The following is a 15860-nucleotide window of genomic DNA, read 5'->3' on the forward strand; positions in this document are numbered from 1 at the left end:
CTGCCGAACGCACGCAGCTGACTCCTTTGATCCGGACCGGTGAGGTTCCAGGGACGATGACGACGGTCTCACAAGCTACGCCCTACATCGGCTCGTGGATGAAGTCGACCCCGAACACCTGCCCTGCCTTGTCATACTCGGCGACGGTCGGGTCCGTTGAGTAGACAGCGAACACGGAAGCCGGATCGGCCGCGACGTCCCTACGCGGCCAGATGGAGAACGACGTCGGCCGGGGTTCCCTCAGGTAGCTGAGTTCGCGCCGGACTCCGAGTGCCGCACGCATCATGTGCTTCTGGAACGCAGTGTTCTTGCACTCCACGGCCATCCGGATCACGTGGTGGGGAGGGTAGCCCGACTTGAAGCCAGCCGGGAGGATCACGATGTCAAGTTCATGGCAGTCGCCCCGCTGCGGGGGCAACTCACCTCGGCGGAGGTGGTGGCTCAATGTCAGAAACTCGATGTCGGTCCAGACCTCCAACACTGACTGGCCCCATTGACGCAGCTCAAAGTGCGCGAACGAACGATCGATGGGTCCGCCTGATGAGCGAAGCCGCATTTTGTCTGAGCCGACGAGGATGACCTCGTATCGCTCGCGGGTCCGTAGGTTCTCCAGGATCACACTGAGGACCCACGCTTCGTAGAGCTTCCCGGGGGTCATGCTGAGTGTGAGACCTCCTGCGGATGTGACGGAGGCATGCCGGTAGCGGGCCATGACCGCGTCAATGCGCTTTTTGATGTCGTCAACCGTCAGTCCCATTGCTCCTCGCCTTCGTTCAGCAGCGCAATCAGGTCGTCGAGTTCCTGGACGGCGGCGTCGAGATCTGGTGAACCCACCAGGTCGATCGTCGCCGTGCCGTAGGCGAGTTGGTCGGCGGGCGTCAGGTCGAGGACGATGCCTTCCACTGGGCCGCCGGACTCGGTGCGGACGTGAGCGAGGCGCTCCATGATGCGACGTGCTGTGCGGTCGCTGCCGAGGCGCATCTCGTCGCGCAGCCCGTGCAGGTAGCTCATCAGCTGCCGTCGCGCGGTTGGCGGGTCGGCCGAGCGGGCCGATCCGACCAGGAGTTGGTCCAGGTCGCCGCGCCGCGATTCGATCACCGCGTCACGAATGTATTGCAGCAGCTCGGCGTACTCGTCCTCGGTCATACTTCGTCCCTCTGGCGGATTGCGGTGATCAGCGCTCGAACAGCGACCAATGGTCGCGCCACTGCGCGACGTGGGCTGGCTCGATTGCTGCGTGTCGGCTCTGCGGATTGCGCGGACGGGTACCACCGACGCGTTCGAGGAAGGACTCGTGTCGCTCCCGTACGCCCTTGCGGAGTTCGTCACCGGGCACGAGGTAGAGGGCTGTCATTGCGTCGGTGACATCGACGAGGATGTAGCGCTCCTGGCCGGAGCTGATGAAGTCAGTGACGTCAGCGATCTGCCAGGCGCCCATACCGGCGAGCATGACGACTGCGGACAGGCCGTTGACCTCGACGTACCGGTGCGAGCCCACGATCTCGGCAGAGTAGCCGTGCAGCATGGCGTGTGCGACCGCGAGGTGGCGGCCGGCCTGGTGCTTCTGGTGGTTCGTGGGGGTCACGCGTCCTCCTTGGACACCTTGAAGCTGCCGAGCGTAGCGGTGCCGACGTCGCACCACGCACCGCAGAACGGGCGGCTGCGGCCGCCGATCATCGCGCCGTGCAGAGACTGATGGACAGATTCAGCAGCCGCCGCGTAAATGGTGTCGAAGGGGGAGGCTCGCGTCCGCTGCTGTTCCTCGACGTGGGCGGAACGCTCGTACCGCTCGTCGGCGCCGGGCGGCAGATGGGCGGTAACGTCTACCCGTTGCTGGCCGGGCTCAACCCCGAAGACAGCCACAGGCCCCGATCATCGACTGGCCGGACGACGATGACGACGGCGGTCGGCTGCGCTGGAAGACGCGCCGCCTCGTCGAGTGGCCGCGGGACGCCGATTCGTCTGGGTCGACCATGAGATCACCGATGCCGATCGGACGTGGGTGGCAGCGAGCTACAGCCTTTATGCAGAACCGGAGAACAGGAGTGGAGAGGGGGAAGGGCCCACAAATTCATAGGGGCTGGCAAGGCGGCGCCCCCAGGAGCTGCTCAACCGTGAAGGTGTCGAGACTCGGAACGCCGCCGTGTGTAGCTGCTAAATCAACTGGATCGACGCCGACAGCGTCGGACTCGGACTCGGACACGTTATTTCCACACGAGGCGTGATGGTTCTTCGTGTTTGACCTGATCCCCATCCCGTTGGGCGGGGATTTTCGCTGTGGCGGCGAGGAAGCACCCCGCAGGGTTGAGCGGGTAGATTGCAGTCTCGGATTCGACGGTCCAGGTGTGCTGGTCGCACACGATGATCATGTGGTTGGCGCGCAGGTAGGTGGCGACCTTTTCCGGATCGGGGCTGCGCAGCGCGGGGTGGTGACGGTGTAGCCCGCGGTCGTGCTGGACGCGGTCCAGGAGGTGGTCCGAGCGCATGTAGAGGATCTTCGGCTGTGGTGAGGTTTTGGTGCGGCTGCTGGTGTGGCCGTGCCGGCAGCGGTAACCGGGACGGCCATGGACCCAGTGCGAGTCCATGATCCGACCGCAAACGCCGCAGCACACGAGGCCGGCCATGAGGTAGCGGCGAGCAGCGCCATCAGCGGGGATGGGCGCGGTGTGGATCGCCTGAGCTGCGACGAACTGCTCCTCGCTGCGGTCCGGTTCAGCCGGATCGAGCCCGCAGGGCGCGCCGGGTTCGTGACCGGGCTCCTCGCGGGCCTGCAGATTCCCTACGTTTGTGATCGCGTGGCAGGCTGGTACCGCAGACTGGCCGGTCCAGGGCCCCTTGCCACGGAGATCTACAAAGGACCAGCTGATCGTGCGGCGCAGTGAGGTCCGTAGGCTGTGTGGGTGGCGATTGACGATGACAACAACTCCGCTACGCCGTCACCCGACCATAGGGACTCTCCACCACCCGCGCGGGTCTTGCTCCGCTCGGCGCAGATCGGGGCTATGGACGCCATCATGGCCTTTCTCGCCGGTGAGAATCCACGCCGGGCATTGGTCCAGGCGCCGGTCGGGTTCGGCAAGACGATCATCATCGCTGAGCTGTGTTCGCGCCTGATCCAGGCCGGGCGAGCACGAAAGATCCTGATAGTCACCGATCTGAGGTGGGACGCGGTAGCCATCTATGACGCTCTTCGCCGCTACCACCCGGCTGGTGACCGAGGCCGCCCGGGCGGGCCGCTCCACGTCGGCCAGTACGTCGGCGGGGCCTCTGCGCCTGGGAACGTCATGGTTGCCACCAGTCAACGTCTTCTCAGCCATGCGAAGGCCCAGGAGCAAGGTGACCGGGCCTCCCTGATCGACGACGAGATCCTCGACGGAATCGACCTTGTTCTTGTCTACGAAGCCCACCGGACAACGCAATCCGCTCTGGTCGAATTTTCGGACAAGATAGCCGCTCCCCTCATCGCCTTCGGCATCAGTGCCGATAAGCGGACGCTCGACCTGTTCGGCGGGGAGCCGCTCTGGAAGCAGAGCTTCGAGCAGGCAATACTCGAGGGATACAACCTTCCTCCTCGCATCTATCGCCTGACGTCCGCGCCGGAGACGGCTGCAGGGTCGGCCGGGCCGCGGGCGAGGATCCACGAAGTAGTGACCGAGTTCCGGGACAAGTTGTTCTCGGAAGCCTTCCCGGATCGCACGATGGTCCCAAAAACACTGATATTCGCGATGAGCGACGCGCACGCGAATGCCGTCGTCGAAGCCTGCCAGCAGGTGTTCGAGGAGACGCAGGACTTCGCGGTGAAGATCACTGCTCATCTGACGAACCCCTATGAAGTGCTGGACCGTTTCCGCACGGAGCGGGGACCCCGAATCGCCGTCTCGGTCGACATGTTGGCGTCAGGCGTCGACATGCCCGCCGTGGAGTGTCTCGTGTTTCTGCGGCCCATCAGGTCGGAGCTGCTCTACCAGCAGATGTTGGGCCGGGGAACCCGCCGTATCGACAGTGACTCTCTGCAGGCTGTGACTCCCGATGCCAGGGAGAAGACCTTCTTCGCAGTCTTCGACGCGGTCGGGGTCACGGCCGAAGGACACTTCGCCACGGCCGACCGCATACCCCGGCAGGACCATCACCGTCTCACCACGCGGCGGTTCCGGCTGTCGGATCTCCTTACCGGCGGTGTCCTGTCGGTCGGTGCCTACCTCAGGTTCAAGTCCCGCCGCACGGGATCGGTCACGACGGCGGTGGTGCGTGACGACGGCAGCCTCGATCTCCTCGACGGACGAGTGTTCTTGTCTCCGTCCGCCGCAGCCTCGGCTGTGGCGGGCTACCCGGTCAACGGGTGGACCGCCTGGGTCACGGAGGAAGAGGACGCGCCGCTGGATCAGCTGCGACAGACGATGCTCAGCGCAGCTGTGGACGACCTCGACAAATTGGGTCAGGAGTCCGCGACCCTCCGGAAGGCCACCGACGCCGAGGAGTCGGGAAGCTCCGATGGGTCGGATTCCGAGGCGGGCAGTGAGACAGAGGAGCGGGTCAGATGCCTGGCCGAGCTGAGGAGACTGCGCCGGGACGCGGATGCCGGCAAGCCACACACGCTGAGTGTCCGGGAGTTCATCGCACTCTGGGGCGCCCGTGGGCGCGACGCCCATCTGATCGAAATCATCGAAACTGATCTCTCAAACCACGGACTCGTCACGGTTCCCGATTTCCGCCTGATCACCATGGAGGATCAGGTCACGGTCGGACTGTCGGCCGACGCGGCCACCTCGCCGTCGGACGCCGCTGAACCGGACGCCGTGGATACTCCTCTAACAGCGGCGACCGGGACGACGAGGATCACCGAGAGGACAAAGCCCTCGAAGATCCGGCAGCGGCCGGAACGCGGTCTGGTGGTCGGCAACCTTCCCTCCGCGAGTCTGGGCGTCGAGTCGGTGAAACCGGCGGCCACGATCGAGCAGGCCATCACCACGATGCTGCTCCACGACTATTCGCAGCTGGCGGTGATGTCCGGGCAGCGGAACCTGAGCGGCGCGGTCACCTGGAAGTCGATCGCCAAGGCCCGTCACCAGAAGCGGGACGCCCCTCTGTCCGCCGCCGTCATCCCAGCGGTGGAGGTGAGCTATGCGGAGGACCTGATCGACGCCCTCCCCAAGATCACAGCCCATGACTTCGTCTTCGTCCGGGGGCCGCACAACACCATCTCGGGAATCGTCACGGCCAGTGATGTTGTGCAGACCTACGGGGTGATGACGTCACCGTTCTTCATCATCGGGGAGATCGATCAGATTCTCCGCTGGATCCTCGAGGACGCCATCGACATCGAGCAGGTCCAGGTGCTCTGCGACGCGGACGGGACACGGCAGATCGACGGCTTCTCCCGGCTGACGATGGGCGATTACCAGCGGGTCCTGGAGAACCCCGAGGCGTGGGCGGCGCTCGGTTGGCCACTGGACCGGAGGGTGTTCTCCCAGTGGCTCCGGAGGATCTGCGAGATGCGGAACAACATCATGCACTTCAACGGCGACCCCCTGCCCGATGACATGGTCACCATGTTGAAGAACTTCCTGTCCCTGCTCCGCGAATACTGCCCCTGACGGCCGGCCGCGCCGCCGGGGCCGCGACGTCGCGTAGCGGTGAGCATGCAGGTCACGCTGCCAGCGTGGGATCGTGTCGGGCCGCACCAGGAGCCGCGGGCTCGGATTGCTTCACGCACGGGTTCGGTATCGCGGCGCCGACACTGAATCGGATGTTCATCTGCTGCTCGCGTAGCTCCCGGATCTGGGCGAGGAACCCGTGGCTGGAGCCGGCCGAATCAGCACGCAGCAGCATCCGGGTGCCCGTGCCGATACTCGTCGGGGATCTGGGCGAGGGTCTGGTCGAGGACGGTGATGAGGTCGGTGATGGTGTTCGATCCGGCGCGGCCCTCGCTCAGCAGTCCGGCGAGGGCTTCGCCGGTTTTGTCCAGAAAGCACAGCAGAGGGTGGAAGCCGAAAGTCCTCATCCACGTGCGGGTCGCCGGCTCTTTGTCGGTGGCAGATCACGATCGTCGCGTCGATGTTCTCCCGGGCCTGAGCCCGCGCGGCCCGCAGTTCGGCCAGCATCGCAGCGTCCAACCGTGACAGCAGCGGCCACGCAGGCGGGTCAGACGCGACCGGCTCGAAAAGACCGGCCTGGTCACGCAAGACCGCGAGATCGGCGATAGCCTCACCGCCGTCGCCGAGTATCACCGCGAGATCGACCGCGATCCGGCCCGGGTCGTGCCCGCCGCTACGCTGCCGCAGACCCGTTAGAGCGGAACTGAACGTCTGGTCAACCCCGCCACGTCGGCGAGATCGGCGAGCAGCCGGGCACCGGAATGGCCGACTCACATCGCGCCCACCTCCGGTCACCATGATCTTCTTAACCGCGCGTCGCTGCAGAGGGCTGTGGCTGAACCGACGATTGGTGGATTCGCGGACGCTGCCACATGCGGCATCCTTCTTTGGGGGTCGGTCGGGAGGAGTCCGGAGATGGATTTGGCGACGCGGTTGCGCGAGGAGGAGTTTGCGGCGATCCGCGTCCAGTTGGAAGGGGGCCTCCGCGAGAACATCCTGAAAAGCCTCGACGAGCGCGGCGGTGCGCAGGAGTTGGTACGCCAGCAGTACTCGGGTCGTTATCCGTTTGAACTGCTCCAAAACGCCAACGACGCGGCGGTCGACGCCGGCATTCGAGGCCGTGCTTACTTCCTGCTGACGGACTCCGCCTTGATCGTGGCGGACGACGGGTCGGGCTTCGGCGATCGGCAAGTGGACGCCATCTGCTCGTTGGGGCGATCGTCGAAGGGCCCCGGAACAGCCGTTGGGCACAAAGGGCTCGGCTTCAAGTCGGTCGGCGAGATTACCGACCGCCCGCAGGTCGTGTCGGCGCAGACGTCGTTCCAGTTCGACGGCGAGAGGCTGCGACGCGAGGTACTCGAACTGCTCAGGACGCTGCCCGCCGAGCAGAGATTCCCCGTCTACGCATTCCCCTTTCCTGTCGCAGACGTGGATCTCGGATCGGATGCGGCGCAGGTGCGCCGGCTCCAGGCCGAAGGGTTTCGGACGATCATCCGGTTGCCACTGCGCGACGGTGTCGACCGGAAGACGGTCGCCGCACACCTGGTGGAGAACCTTCGTCCGCGGCTGCTGCTGTTCCTGCCCGGTATCGACCGACTCGACCTGCACGGAACACGCTCGGACTTCACCGCAACGGTCGTTCGCCGCGAGGACGGCGGCGCGGAGCACGTTGTGCTCGATGCCGGCGGGGAAGTCGAAGAATGGCTCATTCTACCGCAGCGAGGCAACTCCCGACCAAGGCGTCTTGGAACCGCTGGGTGAGGCGTGGACCAGGCTCAAGACTGTCCGATGGGCAGTGGCAGTTCCCCTCGACGAGGCATGCCAGCCGCAGACGGATGAGACGTTTCCCCTGCACGTCTACTTTCCGACTGAGGAGGCTCCAGGCCTGCACGTCATAGTGCACGCCGAGTGGGTGCTGGGCATGGATCGGCGCCAACTGGCCGCAACGCCGGAGGCCAGACCCTACAACCAAATGCTCCTGGCCCACGTAGTGGAGTTCCTGGAGAACCGCGTCGCGGTCGACCTCGTTGTCCGCAGCCGGGCCAGCGCGGCCGCTGTAGCGGCGGTCGTGCCAGCTACCAAGCCGCCAAGCGCGGGAGCCGGAGCTCAGCTGCGCCAGCTGTGGGAGGAGGCGCTGAAGCGAACCCGCTTTCTTCCGGTCGTCGATGGATCGCTGGCCAGGCCCGCCGACGTGTGCCTGCTTCCACCCCGCATGCCCAGCCTGGCCCAGGCCCATGCGCTAGCGGTTCTTGACGGCAGCCGTACGTTGCGACCTGACATCGAGGAGTTGGCAGCCGCGAAAAAGTTTCTCATGTCGGGCTCGGTGGCCCGCGTCATGGGAGTCGATGAATTTCTGGCGCACCTCAAGCCGCCCAGCCACGACTCCATCAGCGACTACTACCGGTTCCTTCTCAACTGGCGCGACCAAATCGGGCAGCAGTTGGTCGCGACGCTGCGCATGAAGTCACGGGTGCTGACCACGAGCGGGCAGCTTGTGACGCCCGCCGGGCAGCCGGTGTTCTTCCCGCGGGGACGCAGCGACTCGTCTATTCCCGAGGATATGCCGGTGCCGATCGCCGAGGTTCCCCCGATCGAGGGCGTCGAGGCGTTCCTGAAGGACCTGGGAGTGAGGCCGTTCGAGTGGCGCGATCTGATCCGAGACTTCTTGGTCAGGATTCTGGCCGACCCGAAGGCCGACCCGGAGGAACGCCACCGAGCAATGTTCGGCCTGCGGGCGTACCACCAGGTACGCCAGTCCGGGAACGAGGAACTGGCGCCGGTGTTGGGGCGCGTTCTGTTACTGGTTCGCTCCGCTGATGGCACGCGGCGGGAGCTGCGGGCCGCGGCCGAGGTGTACTTCGGTGCCGACTGGACGCGGTCGAACGATCTGGAGGTGCTCTACGGGCCATTCGGGCGGGCTGAATTCCTTGATGTCGAGGTTGCGCAGGACTCCGATTGCCGTCAGGTCGACATCAGCTTCTATCGGATGCTCGGCGTTGCCGACCATCCGCGGCTGGACGAGGCGAAACCCGCCGATCCCTACGGCTACATGGTCGGGCACTATCGCCACCCCCATCGTGGGCCCCTGTTCGATGAATGGATGACGCAGCCCCACGTCAGGGAGGCGGCGCAGTGCCCGCAAGGCCATCCGCAGTCCCAGCAACTGCGGCTGTCCTACCAGCTTGATCGGCACTTGGACCTCATCGAAAGCCGGGATGAGCACCGGCTCTTCGCACTGTGGAGACAGTTTGCCACACGCTGGGGTGCCACCTACGAGCCAGCGATGGAGGCGATCTTTCGCTGCGTCCACGGCAGCCACTCGGGCGATCGAAACCGCACCTGCGAGTCCTTGTTCGCCTACACCCTCCGCTCCCGGCCGTGGGTTCCGGTCGCCCGCGGCCCCAACACCGACGTCGTACGCCCCGAGGACGCATGGGTCGACGCGACCGACGCGCCCCGCCGCATCAAGGACCGCATCCCCCGAATCAGCGGGACGATGTACCAGATGCACGGCGGCGCCGCGCTCGTGGCCGCTCTGGGGCTCACGGACGCCGGGCGACCAAAGGTCAAGGACCTCCTCGCGCTGCTTAACAGCATCGCCGCCGAAGCGGACGAACTCGGTGAAACCAACCGGGAGATCGAACTCGCCGCCCGCTACGTCCAGCGCACCCTCGACGACGTCCTCGACGGCGAGCCGAAACCGCACCCCGCGCCAGAGACTGTCCGTGTGCTCGCCAGCCACAACGGCCGGTCGACCTTCGTCGCACAGCCGCTGGTCGCCGACGACCCACTGCTACGGGACACCTGGGAGCGGAAGTTTCCCGTCCTCAGCGCCGAGGCTCGGCTTAACCGGCTCGTGCGATATCTGTCACTGACCAAACTAGACAACGTCGTCACGGCCTCCGCCATGCCCTACGGCCACCACCTTTACGACGCCCCCTCCACCGCAGTCCACAGCCTGCTCGACGACGTCAAGCCCTACCTCCTGGCGCTGGTACGGGCAGAGAGCCTCCGGGCCGAAAGCATGGCCCGCAATGCCCTCAAACGGCTGGAACTGGTCATCTGTGACAGTCTCGTGCTCCGCTACGAGTACGACGGCGTCACGGTTGAACGCGACGATGCGGTCTGCTACATCGCTACCCGTCCAGAGCGCGGCGGCCGGACGAACCAGATCGGCACCGCCTACCTCGAACTCGATCCCACCACCGGGGCACCTCACTGGTTCCCGTTCGGCCGCCAGCTCGCCCAGCACCTCGGCACTCCTGCTCTGGCCGACGCCGTCACGATGTTGCTCACCGCCAAGGCGGACGACCGGCAGCGCATGATGACCGATCGGCAGATTCGGCCCAAGGACATCACCGAGGCCCGCGAGCAACTCGGGCTCACGGCTGACGACGACGAACCAGGCAACATCCTCGACTCGCTCCTGTCACAGGTCGACCGACAGGCATCGACCCCGCCGGTGAACGCCACGACGGCGCCAGCCTCAGCGCCCATGTCTCCGCCGCCCTCGTCCACACCTGCCGCCGCGAAGCCAACCGGAACCCCTCAACATTCGCTGGCGACAACGCCGCCGGCAACCGTGGACTACAGCAAGGTGCGTATCGTCGACGGGCAGCTGGGCGAGTTTCTTCCTCCGACGGGCGGCAACAGCCAAAGTTGGGCGGGCGGCGAGATTTCCACCGCCCCCTCCGTACAGTCAGAGGCAGAGAAACGACAAATTGGCAAGCGCGGCGAAGAGGTGGTGTTCCACAAGGAACGCGAGAGGCTACGCGAAGCGGGGAAGAACCCAGACCTCGTCGTCTGGGTATCGAATGACGACGAGCTGTCACCGTTCGACATCCAAAGCGTCGACGCCGATGATCAACTCATTTACATCGAGGTCAAATCCACTAAAGCCGACAACCCCGACGAGCCCTTCTACCTCTCCCAGGCCGAACTCCTCGAAGCCAGCCTCCACGGCAGCCGCTATTACATCTACCGCGTCACCAATGCCGTCGCCGAAGCTCCGACCATCACCCGCGTTGCCGACCCGCTACGGAAGGTCAAGGAGGGGAGGGGGCGCCTGCTGCTGGACCGAGCGCGAATGACGCTCGCCCTGTCGAAGACCAGCGAATGAGCGGCCGAGATGAAGCGTACCGCGAGGCGAGCACTGGCTGCGCTTGGCGCAGCTTGCGGTGCTGCGCCGGATCAGGCGCGCGTTAGGTCAGTGGTTCGCAAGACGTACTCTATCGGGGGATGCTGGAGAGCCGCCCGGTCCGCTATTTTAGTAATACGTCGATATCCAATAGCGGCGGCCATGGGGTAATGATTTGTGTCGATCAGCGGAGGTGAACTCCCACGCTTCCAGCGCCCGAACGACCGCACGTGCGGAAGGACTGTCCGCGTGACCAGTGGCGGAACCGCAACATAAACACTCTTATGGTCACCGGTCGCGTGGCAGATGACTACCTCGGCTCGCCAATGGCGGCGTGGCGCCGGTACTCCCGACCTTCGCCCCCAGGGAGGGTGTCTGCTGCCAGTTGATGTGAGGCATTGCCAGCGTGTCTGAGGCATGTCGCGGTTTCTGCCATTTAAGTTGAGGCACCTTGAAGGTGGCGTCAGCGAGGCAGGGTGGCGGTGCAGGCTGCGAGGGCGGCGGTTTCGCCGGCGAGGCCGGGTGACGGGTTCGAGCTGGCCTATGTCGATGGTGCTGGCGTACGCCAGCGCGAGCCGTTGGGGTCGTGCTGGAGTGTCTCGTTCGAGCGTGCCGGCGCGGTGCGCCGGTTCACGTCGCGGCAAGGGCAGCGCAGTTTCTCCGGGTTGTGGTTCTTCGCGTCCAGCGGTGAACATGTGGGATTCGAGTCGTGGCTGGAGCGCGATCGGCTGATGGTGCTGGACGCTGACCCGGATGTTGTCGCGGTGGCTTCCCAGCCGTTTTGGCTGCATTGGGATGGTCCGGAGGAGCGTCCGCTACGGCATGCGCCGGACTTCTTCGTCCGGCGGCGTGACGGCTCGGCGGTGATGATCGACGTCCGCGCCGATGATCGGATCGCGCCTGACGACGCCGTGAAGTTTGCGGCTACGGCGCGGGCTTGCGAGTCGGTGGGCTGGGGCTATGAGCGGGTCGGGGCGCTGGAGCCGGTGCTCGCGGCGAATCTGCGCTGGTTGTCGGGCTACCGGCATCCCCGGTACTACCGGCCGGAAGAAGCTGGTCGATTGCGGCGGGTGTTCGCGCGACCGACCGCGTTGATGGAGGGCGTGACCGCTGCCGGTAATCCGCTGGGTGCTGAGCGCCCTGGCCCGGCACTACCGCATCCCTGTGGCCGGGCTCGGGCGGGCAGCCTGCTTCGGGACCTACGCCGATGTCGTCCAGCCAGGCCGACTCCGACTGGGGCAGCTCGTTCGCTAAAGACCCGTAGCTGGTCGCCGACGTCCTCTATTACGCAGATGCGGTCGTCGTAGCGACCGCTCGGTGGCAACTTGACTGCGCGACGCTGATCGCCTGCCGCTGGAAAACCGATTGGCCCCTGTTGCGCTGACATGCGACGATCCGCCGATGTCCCACAACACCAGGCAGCGTCGGCTTGCCGCGCTGCGCGCCTGCGACCAGATCCTTTCCGGCATCCGGCCCACGACCATGAGGGAGCGGCTCGCGGACATGGACGCAGGCGGTGATCTGGACGGTCAGCCCGACTTCTACGGCGACGGTCCGGTGAACACGCTGGAAGAACGCGTGGCAGAACTACTGGGAACCGAGGCCGCGGTCTTCTTCCCCACCGGCACGATGGCCCAGCAGGTCGCGCTGCGCTATGGCGCTGACCGCACCGGGCACCCGACGGTCGCTCTCCACCCGCTCGGCCACCTGGAGGTGGACGAACGGCATGCCTACGCCCACCTGAGCGGCCTGCGCAGTACCTGGCCGACCACCGCGCCCCGCAACCCCACCGCCGAGGAGATCACCGCCCTCGCCGAACCCGTGAGCACCGTCGTCATCGAACTCCCGCTGCGCGACGCCGGCTTCGTCCTCCTCTCCTGGGACGAGCTCGCCGCCGCATCCGCCGCAGCGCGCGCCATCGGCGCCCGCGTACATTTCGACGGCGCCCGAATCTGGGAATCCACCCCACACCTGGCACACACCCTCAGCGAGATCGCCGACCTCGCCGACAGCACCTACGTCTCGTTCTACAAGACGATCGGCGGTATCAGCGGGGCGGCGCTCGCGGGCACCACGCAGCTCGCCTCCTACGCCCGCATCTGGCGGCACCGCTACGGCGGCGAGGTGTTCCAGCAGTGGCCAGCCGCTCTGACCGCACTCGCCGGCCTCGACAGGGAGCTGCCACGCATCCCCGAGTATGTGCGGCACGCGCGAACAGTCGCCGCGGCACTCACCGCGCTTCCCGGCGCGCGGGTGTATCCAGAACCTCCGCACACCCATCGATTCCGCCTCTGGCTGCCCCACCCGGCGCAGGCGCTCAACGACGCTACGCTGGCACTCGCCGAGGAGGAAAAGGTGTGGTTTGTCGCCGGATGGCAGGAAACAGCCGTGCCGGGTATGGCGATGACCGAGGTCACCGTCGCCACACCCGCCCTCGAGTGGACCGCCGAGGACATCGCCGAGGTTGGTGAGCGCTTCCTCGGCCGCGTCGTCGACCATTGACCTTCAGGTGCCTGCCACAGCGGCGCTCGGCGAGCTCGCGCATCTGCGCTGCGGCCAACACGTCAATCACCGACCGGCAACCGCTGGCGAAATTGGCCCCAGTACTGACGCCCTCATCTCGGCAGATCCGCGCACCCCGCACCCGGGTCGCTTCATGATCATTTGCACGGAGGGTGAACGGGCTCTGGAGCTACCGCCGGCACCACTGGCGGTCAAGATCCACGAGTGGGCCGGTTCTCACGAACATCTCGGCACGCGGTGACAGCAACGTGGCGCCGAAAGTCGCGCACATCTGGCGCCCAATCTCGCGAACGAAGCCAAGCGCGACCAGCTCGTCGCCCGTTTCCCGGCTGGCCACGACAGACCTGGAACAACTCCAGGACCAGGACATATACGTCACCGTCACCGGGGGTCCGACCTACGCGAGCCTCATGACCCTCGACGCCATCAACGCCGTGCTACGCCGATGGGAACAGACCGGCGAAGCGGCAGGAGGCCAATACTTCTACACAACGGACCTCGTCATCACGCCCCGGCCCGGCGTCACCGCGATGATCGAAGCCATCGACGGACTCGTCCGCGAGGGAGAGATCGCCAACGCCTGCCAGGTCATCCCCGATCCGGAAGGAAGCCGAGATGCCGCAGATTGAATGGCAGAAAGCATCCCCAGCGTCTGCCAGTTCTTCTGAGGCACCGCAGGTCACGCGCAAGGTGGTGCCTCAGAACAACTGGCAGACGACAGAGGGCCAGGACCTGCTGGCATGTCTGGTGAGAAGCGGGTCTGCATGCGGCAGCGCGGTGGGACCGTTCCGGTCGGTGGTGGACATGGTGCCGTGACCGTGGACATGCGCTCGGGTTCGACGGCGGGGCTTCCTGGGTCGCAGCCAAGGTCCTCATCTCGACTAGGCCGGGGCCTGGAGCGTGGAGTCAGCGTCCGTCGGGGCACAGGTAGTGGTACCAGTCGATCGACAGGTCGACGGTGTCGATGCCCAGCAGAATCGCGGTCCTGCAGGCGCCGAAGGTGTCCTTGAAGGAACCGATGCCCGGCAACACCGGAAACAAGTAGCCGCCACGGCGGCCGACGGCGGGCCCGTACCGGATCACCGGTGCGGGTCCGCCCGCCGTATCCGCTCCCGCCACCGGCCGGTCGCGACGGCCCGTGGCGGTTGGCCTCGGTGCCGCGGCCGGTTCCCGGCACGTACACCACCAGCCGAGGGGTGGCTCGCCCACCTGCTTGCCGGCCAGCAGTGGGTCAGCATGGTTGCACGGGTCGCTGTGCTCCGGCTGGGATGCGCGACCCTGCCCTAATCCCGCTGATGCCACCGGCCGGCAGTTGACGGTCAGACGCGTGGCGGTCAACGCCGGCACCTACAAGACGTTGATGGGGTGGGCCGCCCGCTGGCCGCAGCGGCGGTCTGCCGTGGAAGGCGCCGCCGGTCTCGGCCGCGGCATCGCCCAGCTGCTCGTCGGTGGCGGCGAAGACGTCGTCGACGTGCCGGCCACGCTCGCCGCTCGCGCCCGGCTGCTGGACACCGGCGGTGCCCGCAAGAGCGATCCCGCCGACGCCGCCAGCGTCGCGCACGCCGCGATGCGCCACAAGCGGTTGCGCGCGGTGGTCGCCGAGGACCACACCACCCAGCTGCGGCTGCTGGCCGAACGCCGTGACGACCCGGCCGGTGAACGCATTCGCGTCCTCAACCGCCTGCACGTCCTGGTCCGCGACCTGATTCCCGGCGGCGCGCCGCCGAATCCTCCACTTAAGGACGCCCGGCCGACCGCTCGGTCAGTCCCTCGGATGGAGCGGCGCCACATCCATCCAGCCAGTTCACTGGATAACGGCTCGCGTTCGCAGCCGGCTCGATACTCTCGGCTTCGGGATCCACACGGACATCCGGAGCCACTCGATCGGCGAGATCGCCGGTGACGCGGGCGATCGACGTCCCGGCGCGCAGCCGGCTCTCGCCACGACTGGCGCCGGGGACCTCTCAGGCCGATAGGAGCGCCATGCCCGGGAAGTTACGATCGCCTGTCCTGCACCTCGTCGTTTGCCACGCCGAGCCCGCTGTCGAGCTCGGACCGTTCATCACGGCCTGCCAGGAGTTGAGGTGGGAGGTCCACCTCATCGCCACCCCGGACGCGGTCGACTCGATCGACCGGGACGGGCTCGCCGATCTCACCCACCATCCGGTACGCGAGGACGACCAGCCGGAGACGCTCCATCCCCTGCCGCCGGCCGACGCCTTCGCCGTCGTGCCGGCCAGCTTCGACCTGGTGAACAAGTGGGCGTACGGCCTCAACGACAACCTGGGCCTGCGGCTGCTCAACGAGGCGATCGCCGTCGGCCTGCCGGTCGTCGCCGTGCCGGCCCCGGAGCCGGCGCTCGCCCGGCACCCCGCCTTCCTGGAGAGCCTGGAGCGGCTGCGGCACTGGGGCGTGACGGTGACCCGGCCCGCCGAGCCCTCCGAGGTCGCCGACCCGGTTCCGTGGCACGCCGCCGTACAGGTGATCTCCGCCTGGACGCGGTTCGCCCGGGTCCCCGGACAGCCCACCGGAGAGCGACAGCGCACCGCCGACAACTTGGCGCGGCAGTCCGGCTAGCGCCTCATCATGCAGCCTTGAACGGGTAG

14 protein-coding genes and 1 pseudogene are annotated in these 15860 nt (G+C 66.5%); 8 read left to right on the top strand and 7 right to left on the bottom strand.

Going from position 1 to position 15860, the window contains the following annotated elements; genetic code table 11:
- Nucleotides 1–82: 82 nt before the first annotated feature.
- The 5 genes from BUS84_RS02285 to BUS84_RS02305 form a co-directional block, all read right to left on the bottom strand.
- Nucleotides 83–757 (bottom strand): hypothetical protein, encoded by a 675-nt coding sequence (locus tag BUS84_RS02285; protein ID WP_074308332.1) that lies wholly within the window; start codon nt 755–757, stop codon nt 83–85.
- Nucleotides 748–1146 (bottom strand): hypothetical protein, encoded by a 399-nt coding sequence (locus BUS84_RS02290; protein ID WP_074308334.1) that lies wholly within the window; start codon nt 1144–1146, stop codon nt 748–750. Before BUS84_RS02290 ends, BUS84_RS02285 begins: the two co-directional genes overlap by 10 nt.
- 28 nt (nt 1147–1174) lie before the next feature.
- On the bottom strand, nt 1175–1585 hold the full coding sequence (locus BUS84_RS02295; RefSeq protein ID WP_074308336.1) for a hypothetical protein: 411 nt from the start codon (nt 1583–1585) through the stop codon (nt 1175–1177).
- Complete coding sequence (locus tag BUS84_RS38885) at nt 1582–1863, bottom strand: hypothetical protein (protein ID WP_074308338.1); 282 nt, start codon at nt 1861–1863, stop codon at nt 1582–1584. The genes BUS84_RS02295 and BUS84_RS38885 overlap by 4 nt, the downstream gene beginning before the upstream one ends.
- Before the next feature lie 341 nt (nt 1864–2204).
- On the bottom strand, nt 2205–2624 hold the full coding sequence (locus tag BUS84_RS02305; protein ID WP_074308340.1) for a recombinase zinc beta ribbon domain-containing protein: 420 nt from the start codon (nt 2622–2624) through the stop codon (nt 2205–2207).
- A 276-nt stretch (nt 2625–2900) separates the two neighbouring features.
- On the opposite strand from BUS84_RS02305, the gene BUS84_RS36460 reads away from it, so the two are divergent.
- The gene (locus tag BUS84_RS36460; RefSeq protein ID WP_143728166.1) at nt 2901–5594 is read left to right on the top strand and encodes a CBS domain-containing anti-phage protein; all 2694 of its coding nucleotides are present in this window, start codon (nt 2901–2903) and stop codon (nt 5592–5594) included.
- A gap of 62 nt (nt 5595–5656) precedes the next feature.
- Here BUS84_RS36460 and BUS84_RS36465 read toward each other — a convergent pair.
- Nucleotides 5657–6392: pseudogene (locus tag BUS84_RS36465) on the bottom strand (transposase); the annotation flags it as partial.
- Nucleotides 6393–6509: 117 nt separating this feature from the next.
- Here BUS84_RS36465 and BUS84_RS38065 point away from each other — a divergent pair.
- The 5 genes from BUS84_RS38065 to BUS84_RS02350 all read left to right on the top strand — a co-directional run bounded on the left by BUS84_RS38065 (nt 6510) and on the right by BUS84_RS02350 (nt 13883).
- Nucleotides 6510–7355, top strand: a complete 846-nt coding sequence (locus tag BUS84_RS38065) for an ATP-binding protein (RefSeq protein ID WP_074308345.1) — start codon at nt 6510–6512, stop codon at nt 7353–7355.
- A 34-nt stretch (nt 7356–7389) separates the two neighbouring features.
- Entirely contained in the window at nt 7390–10713 is a 3324-nt protein-coding gene (locus tag BUS84_RS02335; protein WP_074308347.1) for a protein NO VEIN domain-containing protein, read from the top strand.
- Between the two features lie 494 nt (nt 10714–11207).
- On the top strand, nt 11208–12038 hold the full coding sequence (locus tag BUS84_RS02340) for a TnsA-like heteromeric transposase endonuclease subunit (RefSeq protein ID WP_084757071.1): 831 nt from the start codon (nt 11208–11210) through the stop codon (nt 12036–12038).
- Between the two features lie 94 nt (nt 12039–12132).
- A complete protein-coding gene (locus tag BUS84_RS02345) occupies nt 12133–13233 on the top strand; it encodes a threonine aldolase family protein (RefSeq protein ID WP_074308349.1) in 1101 nt (366 codons plus the stop codon).
- Nucleotides 13234–13664: 431 nt separating this feature from the next.
- Nucleotides 13665–13883 (top strand): hypothetical protein, encoded by a 219-nt coding sequence (locus BUS84_RS02350; protein WP_074308351.1) that lies wholly within the window; start codon nt 13665–13667, stop codon nt 13881–13883.
- A gap of 277 nt (nt 13884–14160) precedes the next feature.
- On the opposite strand, the gene BUS84_RS38070 is transcribed toward BUS84_RS02350, so the two are convergent.
- Complete coding sequence (locus BUS84_RS38070; protein WP_159450956.1) at nt 14161–14337, bottom strand: hypothetical protein; 177 nt, start codon at nt 14335–14337, stop codon at nt 14161–14163.
- A 55-nt stretch (nt 14338–14392) separates the two neighbouring features.
- Between BUS84_RS38070 and BUS84_RS02355 the strand changes: the two genes are divergently transcribed.
- Nucleotides 14393–15157 (top strand): IS110 family transposase, encoded by a 765-nt coding sequence (locus tag BUS84_RS02355; RefSeq protein WP_280175087.1) that lies wholly within the window; start codon nt 14393–14395, stop codon nt 15155–15157.
- A gap of 80 nt (nt 15158–15237) precedes the next feature.
- Nucleotides 15238–15831, top strand: a complete 594-nt coding sequence (locus BUS84_RS02360) for a flavoprotein (protein ID WP_074308355.1) — start codon at nt 15238–15240, stop codon at nt 15829–15831.
- The last annotated feature ends 29 nt before the right edge of the window (nt 15832–15860 follow it).

Source organism: Micromonospora cremea (assembly GCF_900143515.1).
GTDB lineage: Bacteria > Actinomycetota > Actinomycetes > Mycobacteriales > Micromonosporaceae > Micromonospora > Micromonospora cremea.